This window comes from Rheinheimera texasensis DSM 17496 (assembly GCF_000711985.1).
Classification (GTDB): domain Bacteria; phylum Pseudomonadota; class Gammaproteobacteria; order Enterobacterales; family Alteromonadaceae; genus Pararheinheimera; species Pararheinheimera texasensis.
Map to the genome: position 1 here is coordinate 899,324 of NZ_KL544005.1, position 23,430 is coordinate 922,753.

Below are 23,430 nucleotides of genomic sequence, written 5' to 3' on the forward strand. Positions count from 1 at the left end.
GGATTTACTGCAGGAAAAATGTAAAAGAACGCAGGGTCATGTTCAGACGCATAAACGATAACCAACGCCGGCTTCAGTTTTCAGATGCGCTGGCGCGGCCGGATTGTCCTCCAGTTTTTGCCGAAGGCCAGCCATATGCACGCGGATATATTCCGGCCTGTCCTGATAAGCAGCGCCCCAGACCTGCGTCAGAATTTGGTTGTGCGTCAGCGCCGAGCCGGCGTGCCGCAACAGACATAACAACATTTCATATTCGGTTTTGGTCAGATGTACCAAAGCTCCGGATTTGTGCACCAGCCGCTGCACCGGGTCGACCTTCACAGTGCCAAAACTCAGCAGCGGGCTCTGGCCATGGCGGGGCCGCAATGCTGCGCGCAGCCGTGCCAGCAGTTCCCCGGCGCTGAAGGGTTTGGTCACGTAGTCGTTGGCGCCGCTGTCCAGTGCCGTGACTTTGTCCTGCTCTTTACCCCGCGCAGAAATCACAATGACCGGAATGTCCGACCATTGCCGCAACTGGCGGAGCAGTTCAATGCCATCGATGTCGGGCAGGCCTAAATCCAGCAATAGCAGGTCAAACGCCTGACTGGCCAGCGACTGCAGGCCGGCCTGCCCCTCGGAACATAGCTGCAGTGCATAACCCTGGCTTTGCAATAAAGTCTGTAAAAAGCTCTGCATGCCGGCGTCATCTTCCAGCACCAGCACTGAGGCGTTCGTGGTTTTCATTGTGGCCACTCCAGCAAGGCGGTGACGCCGCGCTCGCCCGTCTCCAGTGCAAAACGGCCCTGATGCAACGCGGCTACGGTTTGGCAAATGCGTAAGCCAAGCCCGGTGCCGCTGTCGCGCTGCACAATATGTTTTCGCCCAGCAGCATTGTGCAGGCGCAGCTGATACCAGCCGTTGGCAGCACTTAACTGCAGCTGATACGGCGGAGCGCCATGGCGCAGTGCATTTTCCAGCATATTGGCCAGCGCCATTTCCAGTAATTCAGCATCGCCGCTAAACAGCTGCCCGTCCGCTTCCGGGCTTTGCTGACAGATAGGCGCCAGAAAGGCGGCATCTTCCGGCCGGCGCGCCAGGGCTCCGGCCATTAAATCTGCGGCACTGAATGCAGTACGGCGCAGCGAATCGCCCATCAGCTGCGCTTTACTCAGTTCCAGCACTTTTTCAAAATGTTGATTGAGCAGCAAACTTTGCTGATAGATATTCTGCGCCTGTTGCCGGCGCTGCTCGTCAGACAGTTGCAGCGCATCGTCTGCCAGCATGCTGGATGCGCCCATAATAGTGGCAAGCGGTGTGCGCAGGTCATGCGACAAGCTGCGCAGCAGCACGGCGCGTTGTTGCTCCAGCTCTACTTGCAGCTGTTGCCGGGCACTGTGTTCCTGCTGCCGGCGTAACCGGTCCGCCAGATAGCTGATAAAAAGCCCAAAAGCAGCCATGACAAAAAAGCTGATAAAGTTGTTGGTATCGTGCACGTCAAGCGTGTAATACGGCGGCACAAAACACCAGTTCAGCAGCAGCACCGACCACAAAGTCGTCAGCAGTGCCGGCGTTTTACCAAACTGCAGCGCCATTGCACTGATCCACAGCAACATCAGCATTGCCACGTCGGTCGGGCTGACGGCAGCGCGCAGCGGCAATAACAGCACACAACCGAGCAGCGGCAGCAGCAAAATACCGCCGGTTGACCACAGCCAATAAGCCGTGGTCCCGGCGTTCACCGGCTTTCCCGCCAACACTGAACTGAATTGCTGCCAGCGCACCCGCATGCCTCAATACCGCCAATACGACGGAGTAAATAACACTACCAGCGTCAGAATTTCGAGCCGGCCCAATAACATGCCCAAACTTAACCACCATTTGGCACCATCTGGCAAGCTGGCAAAGTTGCCGGCCGGGCCAATAATACTGCCAAGCCCCGGCCCGACGTTGGCAACCGCTGTCGCTGCGCCGGTCAGTGCTGTGACTACATCTAATTCATAAAACGACAACATCAGCGCGATAAAGCCAATGCTGGCGAAGTAGATAAAACAGAATGCCAGCACATTACCAAGCAATTGGTCGTCAACCGATTTACCGCCATATTTCTGGCTCCACACCGCTTTGGGATGGATCAGCAGTTTCAGCTGCTTCACCAGCAACATCGCCGACAACTGGATACGAAAAATTTTCAGGCCACCGGACGTGGAGCCCGAGCAAGCGCCGGCAAAAGTGATGTAAAAGAATAACATCACCGCCATATTGCCCCATAAGGTGTAATCCTCTGAAGCAAAACCGCAGGTGGTAATAATAGAAACGACATTAAAAAAGCTATGGGTCAACGCATCCAACGCATCCCGCGCATTGTGTTTGACCTGATAAAAAGTCAGCAGCGCGGTGCAGAAAGCAACAATTAACAGAAAAGCCCGCACCTGCGGATCTTTCCACAACGCCTTGCGGTCACCTTTCACCATGCTGATAAACAGCACAAAAGGCATCGCCGCCAGCAACATAAAAAAGCTGCTGAGCCAATAAATCTGGGGCATGTCTTTGTAAATGCCAAAAGATGCATCGTAGTTGGCAAAACCACCGGTCGCGACGGTCGCCATCATGTGGGTGATAGCATCAAAACCATTCATACCAGCCAGATAATAACTGATGGCCGTGACCAGACTCAGCACCAGATACACCCCACCAATGGCCGCTGACATCGACGAACTGCGCGGCAGGATTTTCTCCGAGGTGTCTGAACTTTCAGTTTTAAACAGTTTCATCCCGCCGATTTTAAGTGCCGGCAAAATCGCAATCGCCATCACGATTATACCAATGCCACCAATCCAGTTCAGGATGGCGCGCCAGTACAAAATGCCTTTGGGCATATTATCGAGGCCCGAGTACACAGTAGACCCCGTGGTGGTAATGCCTGAGACGGTTTCAAACCAGGCATCGGTAAAGCTTGAATCAGGAATAATCAGCCAGAAAGGTAAGGCCGAAAACACACAGATAATCAGCCAGCTTAACGTGGTCAGTAAAAACAACTGGCGTTGTTTCATCGCGACCGCTTCGCGCCCCATCAGCGTCAGGCTATAACCAACAATGACGCAACTGGCCGCAGTGCCGAGAAAAGTCCAGAAACTGTTTTCGTTGAAATATACCGACACTGCAGCACCAGACAGGTGCACCAGCGACAACAGCAACAACAAATAACCCAATACTTTATAAATCAGCAGGCGACCACTGGCGCGCGGCCCCTGCACAGCTAAACCGGACATCGGTTCACACCTCTTCAGACTCAGACTGATAGTCTAAAAGAGCGCGTTGCAGCACTTTATAAAGAAAGTATAAGGATTGGCATCAGGACGTCAGAGCGACGCGCCACTTCTGCCAAAGCTTTGGGCCTGGATACTGAATGAATGTCGCATTGCAGAGCAGGAAAGTGCGCCAGTGATTCTGCAGCACGCAGCACAGAGCCGCAGCAGATGACAACCAGCCAGCGGAGCCAACCCCTGCAAAATCCTTTGATTGGCAAGCTCCGGCAATTCACCCTCTGCATAATTCAGCACATCAAGGCCCCGCTCGACAGTCCAAAACTGTTTTTTGCTGCAACTTGAGTTTTACTCAACTAAAGATTCGAAAAAATTCATTTAAATTTAGATGGCCAGCCATCCAAACATCTGTATACTTAGCCATATCAGCTTCTATAAGAGATTTCGATTATGCCGCTCAGTCTGCAGCAAAAAATTCAGGACCCTACGCAAGGGGTCTACCTGATTGGTACTACGCCGCCAAAGGCTGGCACTGCTGCAGATAAAACTGAGCGTATCGCCGGCAAACTGCTGAAGCGCTTAAACGAAATTGAGTTCGACGGTTTAGTGGTGTACGACATTCAGGATGAAAGCAGCCGCGTCAGCAGTGAACGGCCGTTCCCGTTTCACGCCACGCTGGACCCACGCGACTACAGCCTGCTGCTGCGCAAACTGGCGCGCCGCGATGTCATCACGTACAAGTCGGTGGCACAGCGCGATGCGGCAGAGTTCCGCGACTGGCTCGGCGAAACCGCCCGGGATTATCAGCTGCAAAATTTGGTGTTGGTCGGTAGCCCTTCTTCCAACGGTACTATAAAACTGAGTCTGGCCGACGCTTACCGCGAGCTGGCTGAACACCCGGCCGATGTGTATCTGGGTGGCGTCGCTATCGCTGAACGCCACGCCAGTAAAGGCAATGAGCACCAACGTCTGATTGAAAAATCAGCTCAGGGCTGCCAATTTTTTATCACCCAGGCGGTGTACAACGCCCAGGCCACGATAGATTTACTGACCAGCTACGCCCGCAGCTGCCGCCAGCAAGGCCTGACACCGAACCGCATTATTTTGACCTTCACCCCTTGTGGTGGCGAACAGACCTTAGATTTTATGCAGTGGCTTGGCATTTCAGTGCCACTCGCTGCCCGCTACCGCATTCTGGACGCCGAAAACCCGCTGAACGAATCCATTCGCTTATGCCGCGACAATCTGCAGCAAATCCTGCAGCACTGCGCCAGCCTGGATATTCCGCTCGGCTTGAACGTTGAGAGTCTGACCAACAGACGCGAAGAGATCGACGCTTCTGTATTGTTGTTCCGCTTGCTCAAAGCCACCATGGAGTTACATCTGGCAGAGAAGCAAGTCGCCTGATGCTGTTTTTTGCCCTGCGGGCGGCGTATTTGTTGTAGTAATCATTTTTACCTCTGCGGTGAGACCGTCTAGCAGAGAATTCACCTAACGGTGAGTTCCTTTCTTTTGCCTTGCCAAAAGAAAGGAACCGAAAGAAAAGGCGCTACCGTCGCCGTGCTCAGACACCCATTCCGGTCGTCGCACGATTAAAACCTTGGCCAACGATTTTCAGCCGGCTCGCTCCAACGGGCAGCTGCCCTCAGTAGTTGGCTTTGCTTTTAATTTTCTTACACTTAAACCAGCTCCAACTAAGAAAACCAACTCCCCGTTGTAGCGAGCCGTTGAAAAATGGTGATTTGAGGTTTTAAGAAAACGAGTGTTTGAGCGATTCGACGTTAGCGAATCGCGAGTTGCGTTTTCGCCTCAAATTGCCATTTTTCAACGGGCTTTCGAGCGGAACCGGGGTCGGTTTTTCTTTGGTTACTTTCTTTTGCTGAAACAAAAGAAAGTGACTCACCGACAGGTGAATTCTTTGCTAAGCGGTCTTGCGGCGAAGGCAAAAATGATGGCAGCAGCCAGCGCCAACAGCGCAACTCGCAGATCCTGACGACAATCCACAAGCAGCATGGTACTGTCAATACAAACACCTGATCACAATCACATTTTCTGGACTTCAATGAACCTGTTGCCGCCAAGCCAATCCGTTGGCCAATCCTCCCGCCACAGCGGACTCGACCTGCTGCGCGCCTGCGCTATCTTGCTGGTGTTTATGTATCACTATATGGTGTTTGTCAGCGGCGAGCCGACTTTTGGCTGGTTGAGCCGGATCGGTTGGGTCGGTGTGGATCTGTTTTTTGTTTTGTCCGGTTATCTGATTGGTAATCAGCTGTTCAAAGGCCTGGCACAGGGTAAACAATTGTCGTTCCGGCGCTTTTACTGGCGCCGTGCGCTGCGCACCTGGCCGGTATTCTGGCTGGTGTTGGCCGCGTTTTTTCTGCTCCCTGAATTGATGGGTGGCAATACGCCACCACCGTTGTGGCGTTTTCTGACTTTTACGCAAAATTACCAGCTAATGCCGGGCACTGCCTTTTCGCACGCCTGGTCTTTGTGCATTGAAGAGCAGTTTTATTTCCTGCTGCCGCTGGTGGCTTTTCTATGCCTGCGACTGAGCGGAAAAGTACAACACGCGTTTTATTTGATGGGTGCGCTGATTGTCGCAGCGACTTGCTATCGCTATCAGATGTGGCAGTTGTATGGCCTCGAAGCCGATGGCCAGATCCGCTATTTTAATGCCTTTATTTATTATTCCAGCTTTGCGCGGATGGATGAGCTGCTGCCCGGATTGGCAGTGGCTTTGTTTAAAAATGCCTATCCGACGCGTTGGGCTGCGCTGGCGCAACATCAGCAAAAACTGCAGCTGATCGGCTTTGGTACTGTGGCGCTGATGTTATATCTGCTGCTGAATTTCGCTTATATCAAAGGCGAGGGCTATGGCTTTTTTGCCACGGTGTTTGGTTATTCTTTGTTGGCCATGGCGTTTGCGCTGCTGCTGGCGAGCGCACTGCAGCCCGGCAGCTTGCTGGCGCGTTGGCGGATACCGGGTGCTGCCACTTTGGCGCTCTGGTCTTATTCGTTATATCTGGTGCACAAACCCATCGGTTATATCATCAAACAACAGGCATCGGCACAAGGCTGGTCCGACAGTACTGTGTTGCTGCTGAATGTCCTGCTGTCACTGGCCGTCAGCGCGCTACTCTACAAATTAGTCGAAGCGCCGGCGATGGCACTTCGCGACCGTGTGTATCCGGATATCTTCCGCCCTGCCCTTGCTGCTGCCCCAGTCGCAAAGGCTAAGGCCGCTGGCTGATCCCACGCCGGCGCTGCTGATACTTTTTTCCAATATTGCGGCTGGCGCTAAAGGTTGCGCCAGCGCAACTTTGTTATTGATAGAACCAGTCCGCTGCAGAAAGCTGCTGACAAAACCTTCGCATAATCATATAATGCGAATCATTCTCATAAACTTTAAGCTTTATCATGTCGCGCGGAACTGCCGGAGTCTTTGTGTTGTTGTTATTGCTGCATCTTGGCGCTATTGCTGCGTTGATGCAGGCAGATGCGGCGATCACCGAACCCAAAATCGACATGGAGCCACCAAAGTTGCAGGGCGTATTGATTGCGCCTGAACCCAAAATTACACCACCACCGCCCAAAGCAGAGCCTGAGCCGCAAAAACCACAGCCAGCACCGAAAAAGCCGCCGCTGAAACCACAGCCTAAGCCAACACAAAAAACTCCGCCGCCGGTCGCCAAAGCTGCGGCAGCTGCGCCGACGCCTGCCCCCAGCAAGACAGTCCGCCAAAAAGCAGCCGTCAGCAGCCCGACAAAAACTGCCGAGCCGACCACACAATTACCCAGTGCAGACGCCGCAGGCCTGAATAACAAAGCGCCGGTGTATCCGATGTTGTCACGCAAACGCAAAGAACAGGGCACGGTCTGGCTGTTATTGCTGGTCAGTAAAGAAGGCCTGGTGAGCGAATTAAAACTGAAAAAATCCAGCGGCTTTGACCGGCTGGATCAGGCGGCGCTGCAGGCGGTGAAAAAATGGAAATTCCAGCCGGCACGTAAACAAGGCCAACCTATTGATTATTGGTACGAATTACCGCTGAAGTTTTCGCTGCAGCAAGGTTAACGCGGATTTTTGGCGAGAAGCGCCACGTTATTCACAGGAGTACATCATGCAAGACAATCCCTATGGCATCGCGTTGTTATGGCAACAAGGCGATATGGTCAGCAAAACCGTGGCGTTTTTATTACTGCTGATGTCAGTCGCCAGCTGGACAGTGATTGCCAGACGTAGCTACGCCTTGTGGCAACTACGCCGCTTGCAGCAGGCCGGTCGTGAGTTCTGGCATGCACAAAGTTTTCAGGCCGGTCTGACATTGTTACAGCAAGCCCGGCCCGTTGATGGCCCCGGCAATCCGTTTTTTTATCTGGCCGATCAAGGCCAGCAGGCATTGGCACATCACAGCACGCATCGCGATGATTTACATGGCCATCTACCGCTGTCGGACTGGCTGACCGCCAACTTAAAAGGCGCTATTGATGAAAGTGCCGAGCAGCTACAGCGTGGTTTGGCGATCTTAGCTTCAGTCGGTTCCGTCGCACCTTTTGTCGGTCTGTTTGGCACTGTCTGGGGCATTTATCATGCTTTAGTCAGCCTTGGCGCCAGCGGTCAGGCCAGTATTGATAAAATTGCCGGGCCGGTCGGTGAAGCGCTGATTATGACGGCGTTTGGCCTCGCCGTGGCGATCCCGGCCACGCTGGCTTTTAACGCCTTTAGCCGCAGCAATAAAGGCATAGTGTCGCAATTAAACCGCTTTGCCTTTCAGCTGCATGCCTACTTCATCACCGGTGCTGCGCCAAAAGCCACGGTGTCACACACTCAGCCTGTGAACGGAGCGGCCTGATGTCTTTTCATAACGACTTTGACGATGACAGCGGCGTGATCAGTGAAATCAATATGACGCCGCTGGTCGATGTGATGCTGGTGTTACTGATTATTTTTATGATCACAGTGCCGGTCTTGACGCACTCCATCCCACTGGAGCTGCCGCAGGTCAGCCATCAGCCGAGTCAGAGCAAACCGGATACTGTGACGCTGGCAGTCACCGCCGACGGTGCTGTGTACTGGAACAAGGATAAGTTAAGCCGCGAAGAACTCACACAACGGCTGCAGCAAGCTGCACTATTAACACCACAGCCGACTTTTCAGCTAAAGGGTGACCGTGCAGTGGCCTATGAGCATGTGGTCGCCACGCTCGCCGCCGTACAACAGGCCGGTATTACTCAGCTGGGGTTTCTGACGGAACCTGGGGCATAACGCCTCTGCATACATTCGCTTACAGATTTCTGCTGTCACAAATAAAGTTTTGCGATACAGTCAAAACAAAGGCGAATGTACTGAAGTGAGGAGCCCATATGGCAGAGCAAGGTTCAGGCGGTAATGTCATTGCCGCATTATGCAGCGTATTTATTCCGGGACTCGGCCAGCTGGTACAGGGCCGTTTAATGCCAGCCATCTTGTTTTTTGTGGTTTGTATGGTCGGTTATGCCATGTGGTGGCTAATTTTTATCCCGGCGGTGATCGCAGGCCTCGTGCATTTGTGGTCGATTCTGGATGCCGCGACTTTTAAAACCCGCGCGTACTGACGGGTTTATCACCATAAAAAATGGCGCTAAAGGCGCCATTTTTTATTCAGTCCAATCAGACCTTTTTGACGAATTCAGATTTTAACTTCATCGCGCCAAAACCGTCGATTTTGCAATCGATGTCATGATCGCCATCCACCAGCCGGATGTTTTTCACCTTAGTGCCGATTTTCACCACCAGCGACGAGCCTTTGACTTTTAAGTCTTTGATCACGGTTACAGTATCACCATCCTGCAACACAGAGCCGGCCGAATCACGGACCTCTTTGCTGCTTTCAGCGGTGACTTCTGCGCCAGGCTGCCATTCGTGGCCGCATTCCGGGCAAACCAGCTGCACGCCGTCTTCATAGGCAAATGGGGACTGACATTGTGGACATGGGGGTAACTGACTCATCGCGGCTCCGCAGGACAATGGCTAATAGCCATAAAAAAAGGAGGGCTATTATAGCGCCAGACGGGAAAATTGCAGCAGGAAACTGCGACCAGATACCACATCCGGTGCCATTACGACTGGCCCTTTTCGCCGACCTGGCTTAAAAATGTCATGCCTGCAGCCACCCACTGTGAAAAACGTTGCTCAGGCAAAGGAGGCGAAATCAGGTAACCTTGTGCCGTATTGCAACCAGCCTGCAACAAATATCGCCAGTCATCCGGTCGTTCAACCCCCTCAGCGACCAACTCAATACCAAGCTTCTGACACATCGACAACGTACTTTCGAAAATCACCTGCAAATGCGGTTTGCCGCAAATGCCATGGATCAAACTGCGATCGACCTTCAGCTCGGTAAATGGAATTTGCGACAGCTGTTTGACTGATGAATAGCCGGTACCATAGTCATCAATCGACAGACCGCAACCAAATAACCGCAAACGGGTCAGAATGGCCAGCGCCCGGCCAATGTCCTTGATGACTCCCGTTTCGGTCACTTCAAAAATCAACGAATTGGGCGGCACGGCGCAGTCTTTAATCAGCGCAATCACGCGGGCGGAAAACTCTGGTTGCTCAAAGGAATAGGCCGACAAGTTGATTGACAGTGTCAGGTCCAATCCGGCCGCAACCCAACGTTGTTGCTGGGCAATAGCCAATTCGATTACCTGATAACTCAGTTCATCAATCAGGCCAAAACGCTCACATAAGGGGATAAAATCATTCGGAAAAATCAGCTGATCGTCTTCAGCCGTCTGCAAGCGCACTAAGGCTTCTGCTCCAATCAGTTTTGCACTGGCAAAATCGATTTTGGGCTGATAATGCAGCACAAAACGCCGGTCATTCAACGCTTGCTGCAACTGCTCTTTGGTCAGCTGCAGTTCGGTCTGCTTGACCCCACCTCTTTTACTCGACAACCAACTTTGACAGGATTGATACAATAATTGCCGAAAGCATGATTCCTGTACTGGCTTTTGCAACGATCCCAGAACATACAGGCCTTCTGTACTGGCCATGAGCTCAACGGCAGATAACAAGGATCTCTCCCTGCCACTGACGATGATTAAAGCACTGCTGATTTGACGAGCCGACAACAAATTAATCAATTCAATGCCATCAATCTCAGGCATCTCAAGATCACAAATCAGAATATCTGCGGCCTGACCGCTGGCGTCTATAGCCGCAAGAGCTGCCCGTCCATTCTCAGCCTCACTGATGTGTTGAAATCCGGCATTTTGGCAAAACTGTCGTAACACCGCCCGCTGTGCTGCGCTATCTTCGACGATTAAAATGGTTGAATCATTCATCCGAACAATGCTTTCCCGTAATTTCACGACACCCAGAGTCTTACCTCACTGGAAAGACTGGCATATCTAAGAACGAACTCAAGAAAAAATCTACAAATGTCGAAAATTTCGAAAAATCTTACATAGTTACAATGAACAAGAGCGCTTTGGAGCAAGCGATGAAAAAGACTATTTTGATTATTGATGACTCAGCGCCATTGCGGTTGGTGCTCAACGAAATATTACAAACGGCAGGCTTTGACACCTTGCAGGCCGAAGATGCCACATCAGCTCTTGGCTTGCTCGATGGTCGAAAGGTGCATTTACTGATCTGTGATTTGTATATGCCGGATTTAGATGGGCTGACGTTACTGCAAAAAGTCCGCACTATTCCGTCATACCGCTTTACGCCGGTGATCATGCTGAGCACAGAAAAATCCGAGGAGTTTAAGGACAAGGCATACAATGCCGGAGCAAAAGCCTGGGTGACAAAACCTTTCTCCCCTCAACAAATGCTGAATGCGGTAGCGCGATTGATATCTGTCGAGTAACCCGCTGATTTTTATCTTGTTCAATTGCTGGCTGTGCCTAAAAACCTGTGCTTGTATTGTAAGGTCTGAGGTTAAAGGTCAATCCAATCGGGTTTCCGGGTCTCAACATCACCACTGTCAATGCTAGATACGCTCTGCGGGAGTCAGGACATGAATTTTTTTCGGCAACTGAAGATTGCAACCAAACTGGGTCTGGGGTTTTTCTCAATATTAGCGCTGATGACATTTCTCGGTCTGATGGCATTGTCGGAAATGAGCAAAGTGAATGATCAATCCACTGACATTGCCAAGAACTGGATGCCCAGTATCAATTTTATCAATCAGATGAACACTGCGACCTCTGATTATCGTATCGCCGAGCTGCAACACGTACTGGCTAGTAAACCCGAACAAATGGCCAAATTTGAACAAGACATGCAAAGCGCGTTGGCCACTATCAACAAAAACCGTGACAGCTATGCCGCTTTAATTGTGTCAGAAGAAGAAACCCGGTTGCTGCAGCAATTTGACCAGCTATTTAAACGCTATCTAACCATCCACGAAGAAGTTGTGGCTCTGTCCCGTCAAATGAAAACCGAAGAAGCAATGCATCTGCTGAATGGCGAATCATTGAGCCTGTTTAATGAATATTCCGCATTGTTAATCAAACTGGTCGATTTGAACGTCAGCGGCGGCGACAAAGCCAGCGACCTCGGTGACCAGATTTACGCCAGCGCACAGAGTCTGGTGACTTCTGTCATTGCGTTGGCGATTGTGCTGGGGATTGTCATCGCAGTCGTGATAGTACGTGGTTTGCTGCGACAAATCGGCGGCGAACCAGCTTATGCGGCAGACGTCGTTAATCGGGTTGCTGCCGGTGATCTGACCTTACAGGTGCAGCTCAAAACCGGGGATAAGTCGAGTATGTTGTTTGCCATTAGCGAGATGGTAAACAAGCTCGCGCAAATTGTTGGTGAAGTACGCAGCGCCGCCGACAATCTGTCGTCCGCGTCAGAAGAAGTCAGTTCAACCGCACAAAATATGTCTCAGGCCACCAGCGAGCAAGCGGCCAGTGTCGAGGAAACCTCAGCCTCTGTGGAGGAGATGAGCGCATCTGTGGCACAAAATACCGAAAACGCCAAAATCACCGAAGGGATAGCAGCAAAAGCTGCGGTGAATGCCAACGAAGGCGGCCAGGCGGTCAGCCAGACTGTTTCTGCCATGAAAAGTATCGCCGAAAAAATCAGCATCATTGACGATATTGCCTATCAGACCAATTTGCTGGCATTAAATGCCGCCATTGAAGCTGCCCGCGCCGGTGAACACGGCCGAGGTTTTGCAGTAGTCGCGGCGGAAGTGCGTAAACTGGCTGAGCGTAGTCAGGTGGCGGCGCAGGAGATCGGTGAAGTAGCGAAGGGTAGCGTGCAGCTGGCAGAGCGCGCCGGAACGCTGCTCAGTGATTTAGTGCCGGGGATTAATAAAACCTCTGAGCTGGTGCAGGAGATCACCGCCGCTAGTGAGGAACAAAGTACCGGGACCACACAAATTAACAGCGCGATGATGCAGTTAAATCAGGTCACCCAACAAAATGCGGCCAGCAGTGAAGAGCTAGCTGCAACCGCAGAGGAAATGAGCGGCCAAGCCGAACAACTGCAACAACTGATCTCATACTTCAAGGTCAGTGGCGGCAGCGAAGCGCCCGTACGCACAGCGGCGTCACATAAGCCACCAACGAAAAAAGCGGGTTACAGCCCTCAGGTCAGTCACGACAATGATTTTGTCCGTTTCTGATGCGGTTGCGCTGCGCTGAGTCTTGAAGTATGACCGCACCCGCGCAGTTGATTGACATCTTGCTTCAACCCGGAGATTTCTACTTTAGCACCGACCGAAACACAAGGATCAGAACTCTGCTTGGTTCTTGTGTTTCAGTGACTTTCTGGCATCCCAAACTGAAATTAGGTGGAATGAGTCATTTCTTGTTGCCTGAGCGCAAAACGAAACATACAGCCGCCACCACGCCTCATCTGGATGCACGATATGCCAACGAATGTTTTCAACTATTTAGCCGGGAACTGAAACAGCTGAGTTTGCCGGCAAGCCAGTTCCAGACAAAAATATTTGGCGGAGCTTACATGTTTGACCACGCCACAAATGCAGCAGGAATAGGACAAATGAATATCCTCGCTGCGCGACAGGGACTAACCGGAATGGGGCTACATGCGTTGTCAGAACACGTCGGCGGACAGGGCCACCGTAACGTTATTTTTGAACTCTGGAGTGGTGATGTCTGGGTCAGGCAGGTAACAAACCATCGTTAACACAATGCGTTTTAGCGACTGTATTGCATCATCACACCGGGGATCTTATCCAGCGCCACCACATGATCAACACCACCTCGTTTAATTGCTTCTTTTGGCATGCCAAAAACGACACAGCTTTGTTCATCCTGAGCAAAAGTCCGCGCCCCCTGCTCATGCATCTCCAGCAAACCACGCGCACCATCATCCCCCATCCCGGTCATGATAATGCCAATGGCATTTGTTCCGGCAACTTTCGCTGCCGAACGGAACAATACATCGACCGAAGGGCAATGTCGGTTTACTGCCGGACCGGGTTTGACTATCACGTGGTAATAGGCGCCGTTTCGGGTCAAGCTCATATGCTGGCCACCTGGCGCGATCAGCGCTAAGCCAGGCCGGACCCGATCGCCATGTTTGGCCTCACGCACTTCGATTGCGCACAGACTATTGAGTCGCTCGGCAAAAGCCGCGGTAAACTTTTCCGGCATATGCTGCACGATGACCAAGCCCTCACAATCTCGCTCCAATCGACTCAACACATATTCAAGCGCCAGAGTTCCACCGGTTGAAGTCCCGACAGCTATGACTTTTTCAGTGGTCTTGCTCATCGCCTGAACCACCGGCTCCGGCGCCGGCGCCATTTTCATCGGCACAGCAGCGGGTAAAGGCAAACGGGCGAGGTTCCGTGTATTAACTTTGGCTACTTCGCGGATAGTATCGGCAAACCGACCACGCTCGGCAGTCAGAAAATCTTTGACCCCCAGTGTCGGTTTAGTAAATACCGCAGCGGCGCCCGCTTCAAGCGCCTGCATGGTTGTGGCTGCACCTTTTTCTGTTAATGAACTACAAATCAACACTGGTGTCGGCCGGGTAGACATGATTTGCTTTAAAAACGTAATACCGTCCATACGTGGCATTTCTACGTCCAGTGTGATGACATCAGGCCAGACTTTCGCCATTTTCGCCTGCGCAAAAATCGGGTCCGGTGCAGTCGCTATCACTTCAATGTCCGCCTCCTTCTCCAGCAAACTGCTGAGTACCTGCCGGACCAGAGCCGAATCATCGACAATAAGGACTTTGATTTTTGCCACTGCTTACTCCTGAAGTTGCCGGTCCACCGGCTTTTTATACTGATAACAGCTGGGACGGATTTGCTGTAAGGTGTCGAGATAGCCGTGGATACTCTCCGAATGACCAACCAGCAACCAACCGCCAGGTTTAAGTTGGCGGGTAACGTTTTGAATAATTCGCTTTTTATCCTCAAGCTCAAAGTAGATCAGTACATTTCTTAAAAAAATCACATCAAATAACGGCAGCTTCGCTTGTAAATCAAACAGGTTTGCCTGCAGAAACTGCACATGCTGGCACAACTCAGGACCCATTTTAAAACGACCTTGTTCTTTGCCGACGCCTTTGAGACAAAAAGCCTGCAGCAATGGCATAGCGATCCGTTGACTGGCTTCGATGGGATACAAAGCCCGCCTGGCTTTTTCCAGCACGGCGGTATTAATGTCTGTACCGAACACCTGCCAATCAGCGGCCAACCCCAGTTGTTGTGCGAGCAACAATGCGATGGAGTAAGCTTCTTCCCCTGAAGAAGCTGCTGCACTCCAAATCCGCAGGGGCTGTCGTTGTTGCTCAAACGCAGGCAAAACCTGCTGCTGCAGAAAGTTGAAATGTTTCTCCTCTCGGAAAAAATAAGTTTCATTCGTTGTCAGTAAATTCAGGGCGATTTGCTGTTCCTGACGCTGGGTTGGCAGGTTAATAAACTTCAGATAGGCCTGAAATGAAGGCATTGCTAACGCCTTCACGCGCTTTTGTAGCCGGCCAACCACCATGCTTTTTTTCACATCCGATAAGTGAATGCCACTATGCTGATGCAGCCAATCCCTGATTTGACGGAATTCCTGGTCGCTGAGCGCGGGCGCCATCGCTGTAGCTGAGGGCTGCTCCTGCACTGGCTGGACTGATTTCATACTGCAGGGTCACCTATTCCATGACTTTTTCAATCAAAGTTGCCATTTCGTCCAGCGACAGCACTCGCTCACCCCGCAACAAAATAACAAATCGTTCGCCGACATTTGCCACGCCTAAAATAAACTGCGCCCGGATCCGAGCCCCAAATGTTGGCGCCGACTCAATACTCTCTGGTTGAATTTCCAGAACTTCACAGACACTGTCAACAACGGCTCCTAATGTCACTAATTGCTCTTCAAAAGGGATCTCCAGAATGATGATGCACGTACGGCGCTGGATTTCTGTCGCTGGTTTATTAAAGCGGATGGATAAATCAATCACAGGCACCACTTCACCGCGCAAGTTCAGTACGCCTTTGACGAAATCGGGCATTAGTGGGATGGCGGTGACATTGTCATACTCGATGATTTCTTTAACCGCACTGATACTGATACCAAAATATTCATCGCGCAGAATAAAAGTTAAGTAATGCTGATGAGTTAATTCGGCTTTGTTAAAAAATTCAGCGCCAGCTGAAGGGGTTATGGATGACATGTCTGCATCTCCAGATTTGTGGCAAACTGCACGAGTTGCGGAATATCCAAAATGAGACCGATGTCACCACTGCCCAGAATGGTGGAACCACCGATACCCCGCAAAGACTGAAACATGGAATTGAGTGGTTTAATCACGGCCTGCAGTTCACCGTGCAAGGCATCCACGACCAGGCCGGCCCGATCTGAACCATATTGCACTATCACAACGTTTTCTCTCTGCAGCCTGCGGCCCGGTAGCCGGAAAATATCGCTTAAACGGATAAACGGTAGGACCTCACCACGCAAGTCCAGATAATTGCGTCCCTGAGTCTGCAGACCCGGTTTAAATTCCATGCACTCCTGCACCATATTCAGCGGCAGCACCAATTTAGTGTCTGCCACACTGACCAAAAAGCCATCAATAATCGCCAGAGTCAAGGGTAACCGAATGCTGAAAGTTGTCCCTTTTTCTATTGCGCTGCGGATCTGTATTTGCCCGCGCAATTCTTCAATATTGCGCCTGACCACGTCCATTCCGACGCCACGTCCGGAAAGGTTGGTCACAGCTGCAGCCGTTGAAAAACCAGGCTCAAAGATCAGCTTATAAGTATCGGCTTCACTCAGATCACGGTCTGGTGCCAGAATGCCTTTTTCAATCGCTTTGTCGCGGATTTTTTGCACATTTAAGCCAGCCCCGTCGTCAGAAATTTCAATGACGACAGAACCCGCTTCGTGTCTGGCGCTCAGTTTTAACTGGCCTTGTGCCGGTTTACCTTTATAGAGTCTGAGCTCTGTTGGCTCAATACCGTGATCCAGTGCATTGCGCACTATATGCATCAGTGGATCAGACAACTTCTCCACCATGCTTTTATCAAGTTCGGTATCAGCACCCTCCACAATCAGGTCGATTTCTTTGCCGAGTTCTTTGCTGACGTCGCGGACAATCCGGCGCAAACGGGAAAAAGACTCGCCAATCTGGACCATGCGCAGACTCAGCGCACCATCACGGATTTGTTCTAATAAACTGTTGAGGACTGAAAAGGATTCCGTGATTTTGGAATTGCCCAACTCGCTGAGCAAACTGTCCATTTCCGCCCCTGATGTGACCAATTCACCAATCAGGTTGATCAAACCGTCCAGTTTTCGGGCTTCGACTTTCAGAAACTGAAAGTCTGCCGGTCTTTTGTGCTCCGTCGCTTTTTGTTTGTCCAGCGCAGTACTGATCAGCTCAGGCGGCACAGCACCTTGCTGCACTAAGGCCTGACCAATCGCAATTTCCTGTTGTTTATGCGCTTGCAGCGCCTGTTGCAATTCTCTCGGGGTAACAGCACCGGCCTGGACCAGCAAAGTTCCCAGTTTTTCGTCACTGATATCCTGTTGCGCCAGCTGCTCCGAGATACTTTTTGGCACCGTAATATGGATTTCGCTACTGTCGCGCACAAACTCAAATACATCTTCCAGTGTCTGTTTTGACGCTTCCGACGCCAGATTGGCATGTAGACGCAAGTAACAGCTTTCCGGGTCAAAATGTTCAGCCGGAAACTCTGCACTGAGATGTACGTCAGTTAAAGTCCCCAGAGTGGCGAGGTAACTGAGCTGAGACATCGGGTCCATACCATCACGAAATACGTCAGCGCCATAACGCACATCAAACTGCCAATGCTCAGACATAGCGGCAGTTTCAGCTTCCGGCATAGCAAGCGCAGGTTTTCCATCGAGGTAAAGATGCAACCGCGCTAACAGCTGTTCCCCTGCGTGCAGATCAAGTTGGATGCTGTCATCCTGCAGTTGGCGGATCATCGTCATCAGGTGGTCCTGACACAAAAGACACAAATCACACAGGTCGTGGTCAAGACTGATTTTCTGATCCCGGACTTTATCCAGCACACTCTCAACGATGTGTGTAAATGCCACTATTGCATCAAAACCAAACAGGCCTGCGGAGCCTTTGATGGTATGTGCCGCCCGGAAAATCGCGTCAATGTGCTGGCCAGCAGTTGCATCACCCGCTTCAATTTCCAGCAAGCAGGCTTCCATCACTTCCAAAAGACCAAGAGCTTCCTCGATAAAAAGTGATCTGGCTTGGGTAAGATCCATCAGCAAACTCCTGCTCAGGCGGCCAGCGGGTTCAGGTTGTAAAGGTTCAGCACCCGCAGGACAGTCGGGTTATCACCGTGGCTCAAGGTAAAACTTTTGGCTGGTGCACTGTGTTGCAGCCACAGCAACAGTTGCAGACCAGCAGAGTCAAACTCAGATACAGCAGTCAAATCCAGAATCACTTTGTCCGCATCCGCTTGTGGCACCGATTTCAGGGACTCAAACAACTCGTTGACGGCAAAAATACTTAAATCCTGCTCAAACTCAACGACCAGAAAGTCAGCTTTGGGGGTAATCACCACTGCCATATCAGCCTCGTTTACGGAAGAATCAGTTTATTCACGGCAGCCAGCATTTGTTCTGGCCGGAATGGTTTAGTGATCCAGGCTTTAGCGCCCGCAGCACGCCCCTGCTCCTTTTTCTCTTCAGCACCTTCAGTGGTTAACATGACAACAGGTGTAAAGCGGTATGCGGGTATCTGTTTGATTTCTTTTAGTAAAGTAATGCCATCCATATTTGGCATATTGACGTCGGAAATAATCAGGTGCACTTTTTGTCCGGTCAGTTTTTTCAGCGCATCTACACCGTCCACAGCCTCAATGACGTCAAATCCCTGCCCTTTTAACGTCATACCCACTACTTGGCGAATACTGATTGAATCATCAACAATAAGGATAGTTTTCATGCAATTACCTTAAAAAAACGTAATATCGTCAGCAGCGGACGCTGCTTTCCCGGTGTGAACTGAAACTTGTTCTAACGTGGTATAAGTGCGCTTTAGCTGATCCAGCCATTGTTGTATCGGCGGTAACTCCGGCAATTGTCCGGTAGCCAAATCGCTGAGCAGTTGCTGTGCTGTATGCTCGAGACGTTGCATATCCGCGACAACATGCCCCAGGATTTGGCTGGTCCTGTCCTGAAATTGCAGGTGCATCACAACATCCGACAATTGTTCCTGTACCTCGTGGGTGTGCTGTTGCAGTTGATCGTTATCGGTACTGATCCGATCCACTGCCTGCTGATAATCACTGAGTACACTGCTGATGGTCTGTTCGGTTTGCTGCAACAACGATTGCTCATGACCAACCTGTTGTTCTGAATCTGCCACTGTCCGGGTCAGGGCTTGTGTGACGTCGGCCACACGCTCCCGGATCCGCTTGCCAGCTTCACTGGAGCGGCTGGACAAAGCCCGAACTTCAGTGGCAACCACTGCAAATCCACGGCCACTCTCACCGGCACGTGCTGCTTCTATCGCTGCATTCAATGCCAGCAAATTCGTTTGCGCAGCAATATCACCGACTTCGTTGGTCATTCCCTGCAGACTTTCCGTTACCTTTGCTAACGCCTGAATTTCGTTGAGCATCCGCAGACGATTTTGTTGCGCATCATTGAGCTGACGGGTCAATGTCAGAAGCTTATTCTCCGACTCCCGAATCATACTGAGCAGTTCCTGACGATGCCCAGCCATGTGCTGATCATTATGGCTACTGAGTAATTGCAGGAGATCACTGAACTTGTGGTTCAGATTTACCACTGCATCTTCGGTTTGCTGACGAACCAGGCCGGACTGCTTCGACCACACCGGCAATAAGTGCTGCAGTAGTTGCAACATTTGTTGGCTAAATGGCAGAAAATCTTTCGCAGGCTGCGCTTCAGGTCTATCGGTTTGCTGTGTTGCCGGCAGCAAGGTCGAAGGCCAGAACCACACCAGTAACAACATCAATCCGGTAGTTACTAAGGCGTGCCACCAACTGGCAGCCATAATCCAGGACCAACCAATCAAAACCACTATCACGAACTGCACCACAGGCGTTAACTGCAAAAATTTCATGCATTTGTTCCGTCTTCAATGACAACTATGGAAGTATGATCGCCGATAGCAGCTTGTCCAACTTCTACCGAAAAATTGTTATGATTCTTTAAGTTAGCACTCGACGAATCCGAGGCCACTGCTGCAGAAACATATTAATGAGAATCATTTTCATTTGTGGATATATCTTATATAATGCCGCATCCCGAAACATGCGGAACTGTGCCACTTGTTAGTTCTGATTGCCCTATTGTGTTTTTTTCTGCTTCCTGCCATCCATTTGGTGCGCTGGTCTGTGCAAGCTATTCAACACCGCCGCGAGCAACAGTTGCATCAGCCTTCGCTCCACTTGCGTGTCAGCCGTGTGCGCCGGCAGCGCAGATATCTGCAGCTGACGCTGGTCGCCGCTGATGGCCAGAAGCTGCCGCCGGCCCGCGCCGGTCAGCATATTCAGCTGTTTGGCACTGATGCTGCCGGGCAACCTGTCAGCCGGGCCTATTCGCTGGCGCAGGATTGCCGGCACAGTCATTTTTACCGGCTGGTGATTAAAGCCGAAACCGGCGGACGCCTGAGTAGTCAGCTGTTCGACACTGTTCAGGCCGGTGATTTGCTACAAAGCAGTCAGCCAAAAGGCCATTTTGTGCTAACCCGCAGTCGCAGACCGCTGGTGCTGGTTGCAGCAGGTGTCGGTATAACCCCTATGCTGGCCATGGCCCTGCAGGGACTGCGACAGCGCCGCCCTGTCACGCTGGTGTATCAGGCCCGGACTGAGGCCGATCTGTTGTTTCAGCGCTGGCTTAGCCGCTTGGCGCATTTACGTTTTATCCCGGTCCTTTCGCAACCAGATGCAAGCTGGAGCGGTGAAACCGGCCATATTAATGCCGGCCGTCTGCTACAACTCTGCGGCTATCAGGGAGATTATTACTGCTGCGCGGCCGCACAGATGACAGCCCAGCTGAAACAGGACCTGGCGCTCGCCGGTAAAACCCTGCAAGCTGAACTGTTTGCGGCGGCTGCCAGCCAGCAGGAACTCAGCATCCGGTATCGTGACATTCAAGCCAGTGCAGCCGGTTTCAGTTCAGTACTGGATGCACTGAACAGCGCAGGCGCCTGCATTCCTTCCGACTGCCGGGGTGGTTCCTGCGGCTTATGCAAAAAACGCCTGATCCAGGGAGAGGTGATCCAGATGCTGGACCCGGCGGCACCGCTTCACAGCGGCGAAGTACTAACCTGCTGTATCCAGGCCAAAACTGCATTGGTGTTGGCCGACTGACTTTATCCCGTGTCAGCGCCTGTTGGTCGATTTGTAAAAAAGTTGTCATTTGGCTGACTTGTTCAGCCGGCATGATGCGCCCTGCAACGCTTTCACAATGCAGGAATTGATTATGACTTCAGATTTTGTCCGCAATATTCATCTGCAAACCGGTCAACGCATGCTCGCCAAAGGTGCCAGCATGGAAGAATTGGCCAGTCATTTTGACCGGGTTGGTTTTACCGAACGGGAGATCGCCGCTTTATTGGCCGAGTTTGGCGACTTGTCGGCCAAACTGCCGGACCAGGAATTCGTCAGTCACCATCCGCAGCGCGGCTAAGACTGCTCAGCCTGTCAGCCGGGCCGAAAAGCGCTGGGCAATAGACCAGTCCAGCGTTTCACCGCCCGGCGAAAATTATGTTCATCCGAATAGCCAAGCCGGGCCGCCAGTTGCCGGTTCGACAATTCCGGTTGAGACAACCAGCACAGCGCCAGCTGATTACGCAGCCGATCCTGCCATTGGCTAAAACTGCAATCTTGTTCTGCCAGCAGTCTTTTCAGCGCCGCCGGATGCATCTGCAACAGAGATGCAGCTTCATCCTGGCTTAGCCAAGTGGGTAACCGAAGAAGTTGCTGCCGGTTTAACCATTCCAGCAAACCGGGCTGACGCGGTAACAACTTCGCCTGCTGACAACAGATCTGCCGCCAGTGCCGGCACTCTGCGCCTTGTGCAGCGACTTGCCCCATCGGCAGCCGCTGGGCTAATTGCGCTGAAGTCAGCTGTAATAACAACGATGCTGAACCTTGTGCTGAGTTCCACGTCCCCACTGCAACCACCTGACGTGCAGCACATAATGCCAGCAAAAACTGCTGGCAAAGCGCAATCGCCAGTGCCTGCGCAGCCCCCATCCCGACCGCCGGTAACAGGGTCAGCCGCAGCGTCGCGCCTTGCCATTGCAGCACTGGCAGACACAATGGCCACAATTGCTGGCGATAAAACCACAGATAACGCAAGGCTTTGCCGAGCGTCGGTGCCGAGAGGATCAGACGGCAGACCGGGATCTGCGGATTCAGTAGAATCGCCTGCGCGATCACAGCCGGCAATTCCGGGCTGGGTATTTTATTGAGATTACACAGCAGGCGCTGCAGCGCGCCGGCGTGCATGCGAAATTGCGGTTTTTGCAGGTCGGTTTCAAACAAAGTAGTGCCGGCCAGTAACTTGTGAGGCGGCATACCGCGGCGCGCGGCTGCCTGCAGCAGCTCAGGCACGCCATGCGCTACCAGTAGTTGTTTGTCCTGAAATCCACCCGGCCGACGCATCAGTACCATTCCTTTGCAAGCGTAAAAGATTGCGCTTTGGCCTGTCCCAGCGCCAGCTCAAGCTGTTGTAGTGCTGCTGCAGCACTCTGCTCCTGCACCTGCTGAACCACAGTCTGCAGCGTCAATGGATCAGTGCAGATATGCTGCAACTGGCTTTGTAAATGCTGTGCCAGCAGCTCGGCGCTCCCCGATGGAGTGTCCGGCAGCAACAGCACAAAACAATCGCCGCTGTAGCGGCATATCACATCTTGTGGCCGCAACTGGCCGGCAAACCAAATCGCCAGGCGCTGCAGTAACGCGTCCCCGGCCTCGACACCAAAATGGCGGTTGTAGGCGGCAAAACCCTGAATATCAAGTAGCAACAGTGACAAGGTCTGCCCAGGCCGGCGCAGCTTAATTTCCCGGTTCAGCACTGCGTGTAAATATACCGGGCCATAAAGCTGGGTCAGCGGGTCAATCAGCTGATGGTCACGTAAAAAACCCTCGCGCCCCTGTAACTGCCGGCTGATGACTTGTTGTTCGCGATGCCAGCCATAGAGGCCAATGGTCAGCAGCACCATGCCAACCGGCGCCGGAAAAGACTCCAGCCAGCTCAGCAGGCGCTGCTCTGGCGGATAATCGAGAAATTCATCGGCCACATCTAAAGTCGCCGAAAACAACAGCAAGAAACTGCCGAAAAACAGATAGTTGGTGATACGCCCCACAGGCCTGCTGCTGATAATCAGGCTGAGCCAGGCGCCACAAACTGCCAGCGTGACGGCTTCACCCAGGCTGTCGACGCTGTCGCGGACACTATAAGCTTTAAGATCCCCTTGCTGAAATGCCAGCACCAACACTGCCAGCAACAGCAGCAGACAGACACTCAGTTTTTGCCGGTGATATCGCCACATTTACTCTGCCCTTTGCGCCACTTTGCCAGCGCTGAACCACTGCATCTTAATCCTCCGATTGTCAGCAGGCCCTGTGACAGTGCCGTGACAACCGGATGACAAATCAGGCCCAGGCTTGTGCTGCAAAGACCCGGGTCCGCCGGGAACAGCACATCGGTTTTTTGGCCGCGTGGCTGTCACACAGCCTTCG

General features: G+C 52.0%; 26 protein-coding genes. 11 read left to right on the forward strand and 15 right to left on the reverse strand.

Annotated elements, in window-relative coordinates:
• Positions 1 to 42: 42 nt before the first annotated feature.
• Genes Q399_RS0114485 through Q399_RS0114495 form a run of 3 tightly spaced genes read right to left on the reverse strand, consistent with a single transcriptional unit; the run spans position 43 to position 3,248 of the window.
• Positions 43 to 723, reverse strand: a complete 681-nt coding sequence (locus Q399_RS0114485) for a response regulator (RefSeq protein WP_031569602.1) — start codon at positions 721 to 723, stop codon at positions 43 to 45.
• Complete coding sequence (locus tag Q399_RS0114490; RefSeq protein ID WP_031569603.1) at positions 720 to 1,766, reverse strand: sensor histidine kinase; 1,047 nt, start codon at positions 1,764 to 1,766, stop codon at positions 720 to 722. Before Q399_RS0114490 ends, Q399_RS0114485 begins: the two co-directional genes overlap by 4 nt.
• Before the next feature lie 3 nt (positions 1,767 to 1,769).
• On the reverse strand, positions 1,770 to 3,248 hold the full coding sequence (locus tag Q399_RS0114495) for a TrkH family potassium uptake protein (RefSeq protein WP_031569604.1): 1,479 nt from the start codon (positions 3,246 to 3,248) through the stop codon (positions 1,770 to 1,772).
• A 444-nt stretch (positions 3,249 to 3,692) separates the two neighbouring features.
• On the opposite strand from Q399_RS0114495, the gene Q399_RS0114505 reads away from it, so the two are divergent.
• Positions 3,693 to 4,649, forward strand: a complete 957-nt coding sequence (locus tag Q399_RS0114505) for a methylenetetrahydrofolate reductase (RefSeq protein WP_031569605.1) — start codon at positions 3,693 to 3,695, stop codon at positions 4,647 to 4,649.
• Positions 4,650 to 5,023: 374 nt separating this feature from the next.
• Here Q399_RS0114505 and Q399_RS22150 read toward each other — a convergent pair whose 3' ends face one another.
• A complete protein-coding gene (locus Q399_RS22150) occupies positions 5,024 to 5,221 on the reverse strand; it encodes a hypothetical protein (RefSeq protein ID WP_157836316.1) in 198 nt (65 codons plus the stop codon).
• An 83-nt stretch (positions 5,222 to 5,304) separates the two neighbouring features.
• Between Q399_RS22150 and Q399_RS0114515 the strand changes: the two genes are divergently transcribed.
• From Q399_RS0114515 to Q399_RS0114535, 5 genes are all read left to right on the forward strand, one after another.
• Positions 5,305 to 6,495, forward strand: a complete 1,191-nt coding sequence (locus tag Q399_RS0114515) for an acyltransferase family protein (RefSeq protein WP_106389002.1) — start codon at positions 5,305 to 5,307, stop codon at positions 6,493 to 6,495.
• Positions 6,496 to 6,662: 167 nt separating this feature from the next.
• A complete protein-coding gene (locus Q399_RS0114520; RefSeq protein ID WP_031569609.1) occupies positions 6,663 to 7,316 on the forward strand; it encodes an energy transducer TonB in 654 nt (217 codons plus the stop codon).
• Between the two features lie 46 nt (positions 7,317 to 7,362).
• Positions 7,363 to 8,094, forward strand: coding sequence for a MotA/TolQ/ExbB proton channel family protein (locus Q399_RS0114525; RefSeq protein ID WP_031569611.1), 732 nt, complete (start codon positions 7,363 to 7,365; stop codon positions 8,092 to 8,094).
• Complete coding sequence (locus Q399_RS0114530) at positions 8,094 to 8,507, forward strand: ExbD/TolR family protein (protein ID WP_031569613.1); 414 nt, start codon at positions 8,094 to 8,096, stop codon at positions 8,505 to 8,507. Before Q399_RS0114525 ends, Q399_RS0114530 begins: the two co-directional genes overlap by 1 nt.
• 98 nt (positions 8,508 to 8,605) lie before the next feature.
• Positions 8,606 to 8,836 (forward strand): hypothetical protein, encoded by a 231-nt coding sequence (locus Q399_RS0114535; RefSeq protein ID WP_031569615.1) that lies wholly within the window; start codon positions 8,606 to 8,608, stop codon positions 8,834 to 8,836.
• A 55-nt stretch (positions 8,837 to 8,891) separates the two neighbouring features.
• Here Q399_RS0114535 and Q399_RS0114540 read toward each other — a convergent pair whose 3' ends face one another.
• Together Q399_RS0114540 and Q399_RS0114545 are read right to left on the reverse strand one after the other, a co-directional pair.
• Entirely contained in the window at positions 8,892 to 9,230 is a 339-nt protein-coding gene (locus Q399_RS0114540; protein WP_031569617.1) for a zinc ribbon domain-containing protein YjdM, read from the reverse strand.
• Positions 9,231 to 9,340: 110 nt separating this feature from the next.
• Positions 9,341 to 10,570, reverse strand: a complete 1,230-nt coding sequence (locus Q399_RS0114545; protein ID WP_051686023.1) for an EAL domain-containing response regulator — start codon at positions 10,568 to 10,570, stop codon at positions 9,341 to 9,343.
• 158 nt (positions 10,571 to 10,728) lie between these two features.
• Between Q399_RS0114545 and Q399_RS0114550 the strand changes: the two genes are divergently transcribed.
• From Q399_RS0114550 to Q399_RS0114560, 3 genes are all read left to right on the forward strand, one after another.
• On the forward strand, positions 10,729 to 11,100 hold the full coding sequence (locus tag Q399_RS0114550) for a response regulator (RefSeq protein ID WP_031569621.1): 372 nt from the start codon (positions 10,729 to 10,731) through the stop codon (positions 11,098 to 11,100).
• A gap of 150 nt (positions 11,101 to 11,250) precedes the next feature.
• The gene (locus tag Q399_RS0114555) at positions 11,251 to 12,870 is read left to right on the forward strand and encodes a methyl-accepting chemotaxis protein (protein ID WP_031569623.1); all 1,620 of its coding nucleotides are present in this window, start codon (positions 11,251 to 11,253) and stop codon (positions 12,868 to 12,870) included.
• 29 nt (positions 12,871 to 12,899) lie between these two features.
• The gene (locus tag Q399_RS0114560) at positions 12,900 to 13,397 is read left to right on the forward strand and encodes a chemotaxis protein CheD (RefSeq protein ID WP_031569624.1); all 498 of its coding nucleotides are present in this window, start codon (positions 12,900 to 12,902) and stop codon (positions 13,395 to 13,397) included.
• Between the two features lie 11 nt (positions 13,398 to 13,408).
• On the opposite strand, the gene Q399_RS0114565 is transcribed toward Q399_RS0114560, so the two are convergent.
• Genes Q399_RS0114565 through Q399_RS22480 form a run of 7 tightly spaced genes read right to left on the reverse strand, consistent with a single transcriptional unit; the run spans position 13,409 to position 19,799 of the window.
• Complete coding sequence (locus Q399_RS0114565) at positions 13,409 to 14,470, reverse strand: protein-glutamate methylesterase/protein-glutamine glutaminase (protein ID WP_031569625.1); 1,062 nt, start codon at positions 14,468 to 14,470, stop codon at positions 13,409 to 13,411.
• A 3-nt stretch (positions 14,471 to 14,473) separates the two neighbouring features.
• Positions 14,474 to 15,355: a CheR family methyltransferase gene (locus Q399_RS0114570; protein WP_051686024.1), complete on the reverse strand. Its 882-nt coding sequence runs from the start codon at positions 15,353 to 15,355 to the stop codon at positions 14,474 to 14,476.
• Between the two features lie 13 nt (positions 15,356 to 15,368).
• Complete coding sequence (locus tag Q399_RS0114575) at positions 15,369 to 15,890, reverse strand: chemotaxis protein CheW (RefSeq protein WP_051686025.1); 522 nt, start codon at positions 15,888 to 15,890, stop codon at positions 15,369 to 15,371.
• Complete coding sequence (locus Q399_RS0114580) at positions 15,878 to 17,968, reverse strand: chemotaxis protein CheA (protein WP_031569630.1); 2,091 nt, start codon at positions 17,966 to 17,968, stop codon at positions 15,878 to 15,880. Before Q399_RS0114580 ends, Q399_RS0114575 begins: the two co-directional genes overlap by 13 nt.
• A 14-nt stretch (positions 17,969 to 17,982) precedes the next feature.
• A complete protein-coding gene (locus tag Q399_RS0114585; protein ID WP_031569633.1) occupies positions 17,983 to 18,276 on the reverse strand; it encodes an STAS domain-containing protein in 294 nt (97 codons plus the stop codon).
• An 11-nt stretch (positions 18,277 to 18,287) separates the two neighbouring features.
• Positions 18,288 to 18,653, reverse strand: coding sequence for a response regulator (locus tag Q399_RS0114590; RefSeq protein ID WP_031569637.1), 366 nt, complete (start codon positions 18,651 to 18,653; stop codon positions 18,288 to 18,290).
• Between the two features lie 9 nt (positions 18,654 to 18,662).
• Complete coding sequence (locus Q399_RS22480; RefSeq protein ID WP_051686027.1) at positions 18,663 to 19,799, reverse strand: methyl-accepting chemotaxis protein; 1,137 nt, start codon at positions 19,797 to 19,799, stop codon at positions 18,663 to 18,665.
• 274 nt (positions 19,800 to 20,073) lie between these two features.
• On the opposite strand from Q399_RS22480, the gene Q399_RS0114600 reads away from it, so the two are divergent.
• Positions 20,074 to 21,051 carry an iron-sulfur cluster-binding domain-containing protein gene (locus Q399_RS0114600; RefSeq protein WP_157836317.1) on the forward strand — a complete coding sequence of 326 codons (978 nt, stop codon included), beginning with the start codon at positions 20,074 to 20,076 and terminating at the stop codon, positions 21,049 to 21,051.
• 112 nt (positions 21,052 to 21,163) lie between these two features.
• Positions 21,164 to 21,370, forward strand: coding sequence for a hypothetical protein (locus tag Q399_RS0114605; RefSeq protein ID WP_031569644.1), 207 nt, complete (start codon positions 21,164 to 21,166; stop codon positions 21,368 to 21,370).
• 14 nt (positions 21,371 to 21,384) lie between these two features.
• On the opposite strand, the gene Q399_RS0114610 is transcribed toward Q399_RS0114605, so the two are convergent.
• The gene (locus Q399_RS0114610; RefSeq protein ID WP_031569646.1) at positions 21,385 to 22,350 is read right to left on the reverse strand and encodes a helix-turn-helix domain-containing protein; all 966 of its coding nucleotides are present in this window, start codon (positions 22,348 to 22,350) and stop codon (positions 21,385 to 21,387) included.
• A complete protein-coding gene (locus Q399_RS0114615; protein WP_031569649.1) occupies positions 22,350 to 23,240 on the reverse strand; it encodes a GGDEF domain-containing protein in 891 nt (296 codons plus the stop codon). Before Q399_RS0114615 ends, Q399_RS0114610 begins: the two co-directional genes overlap by 1 nt.
• Positions 23,241 to 23,430 lie beyond the last annotated feature (190 nt).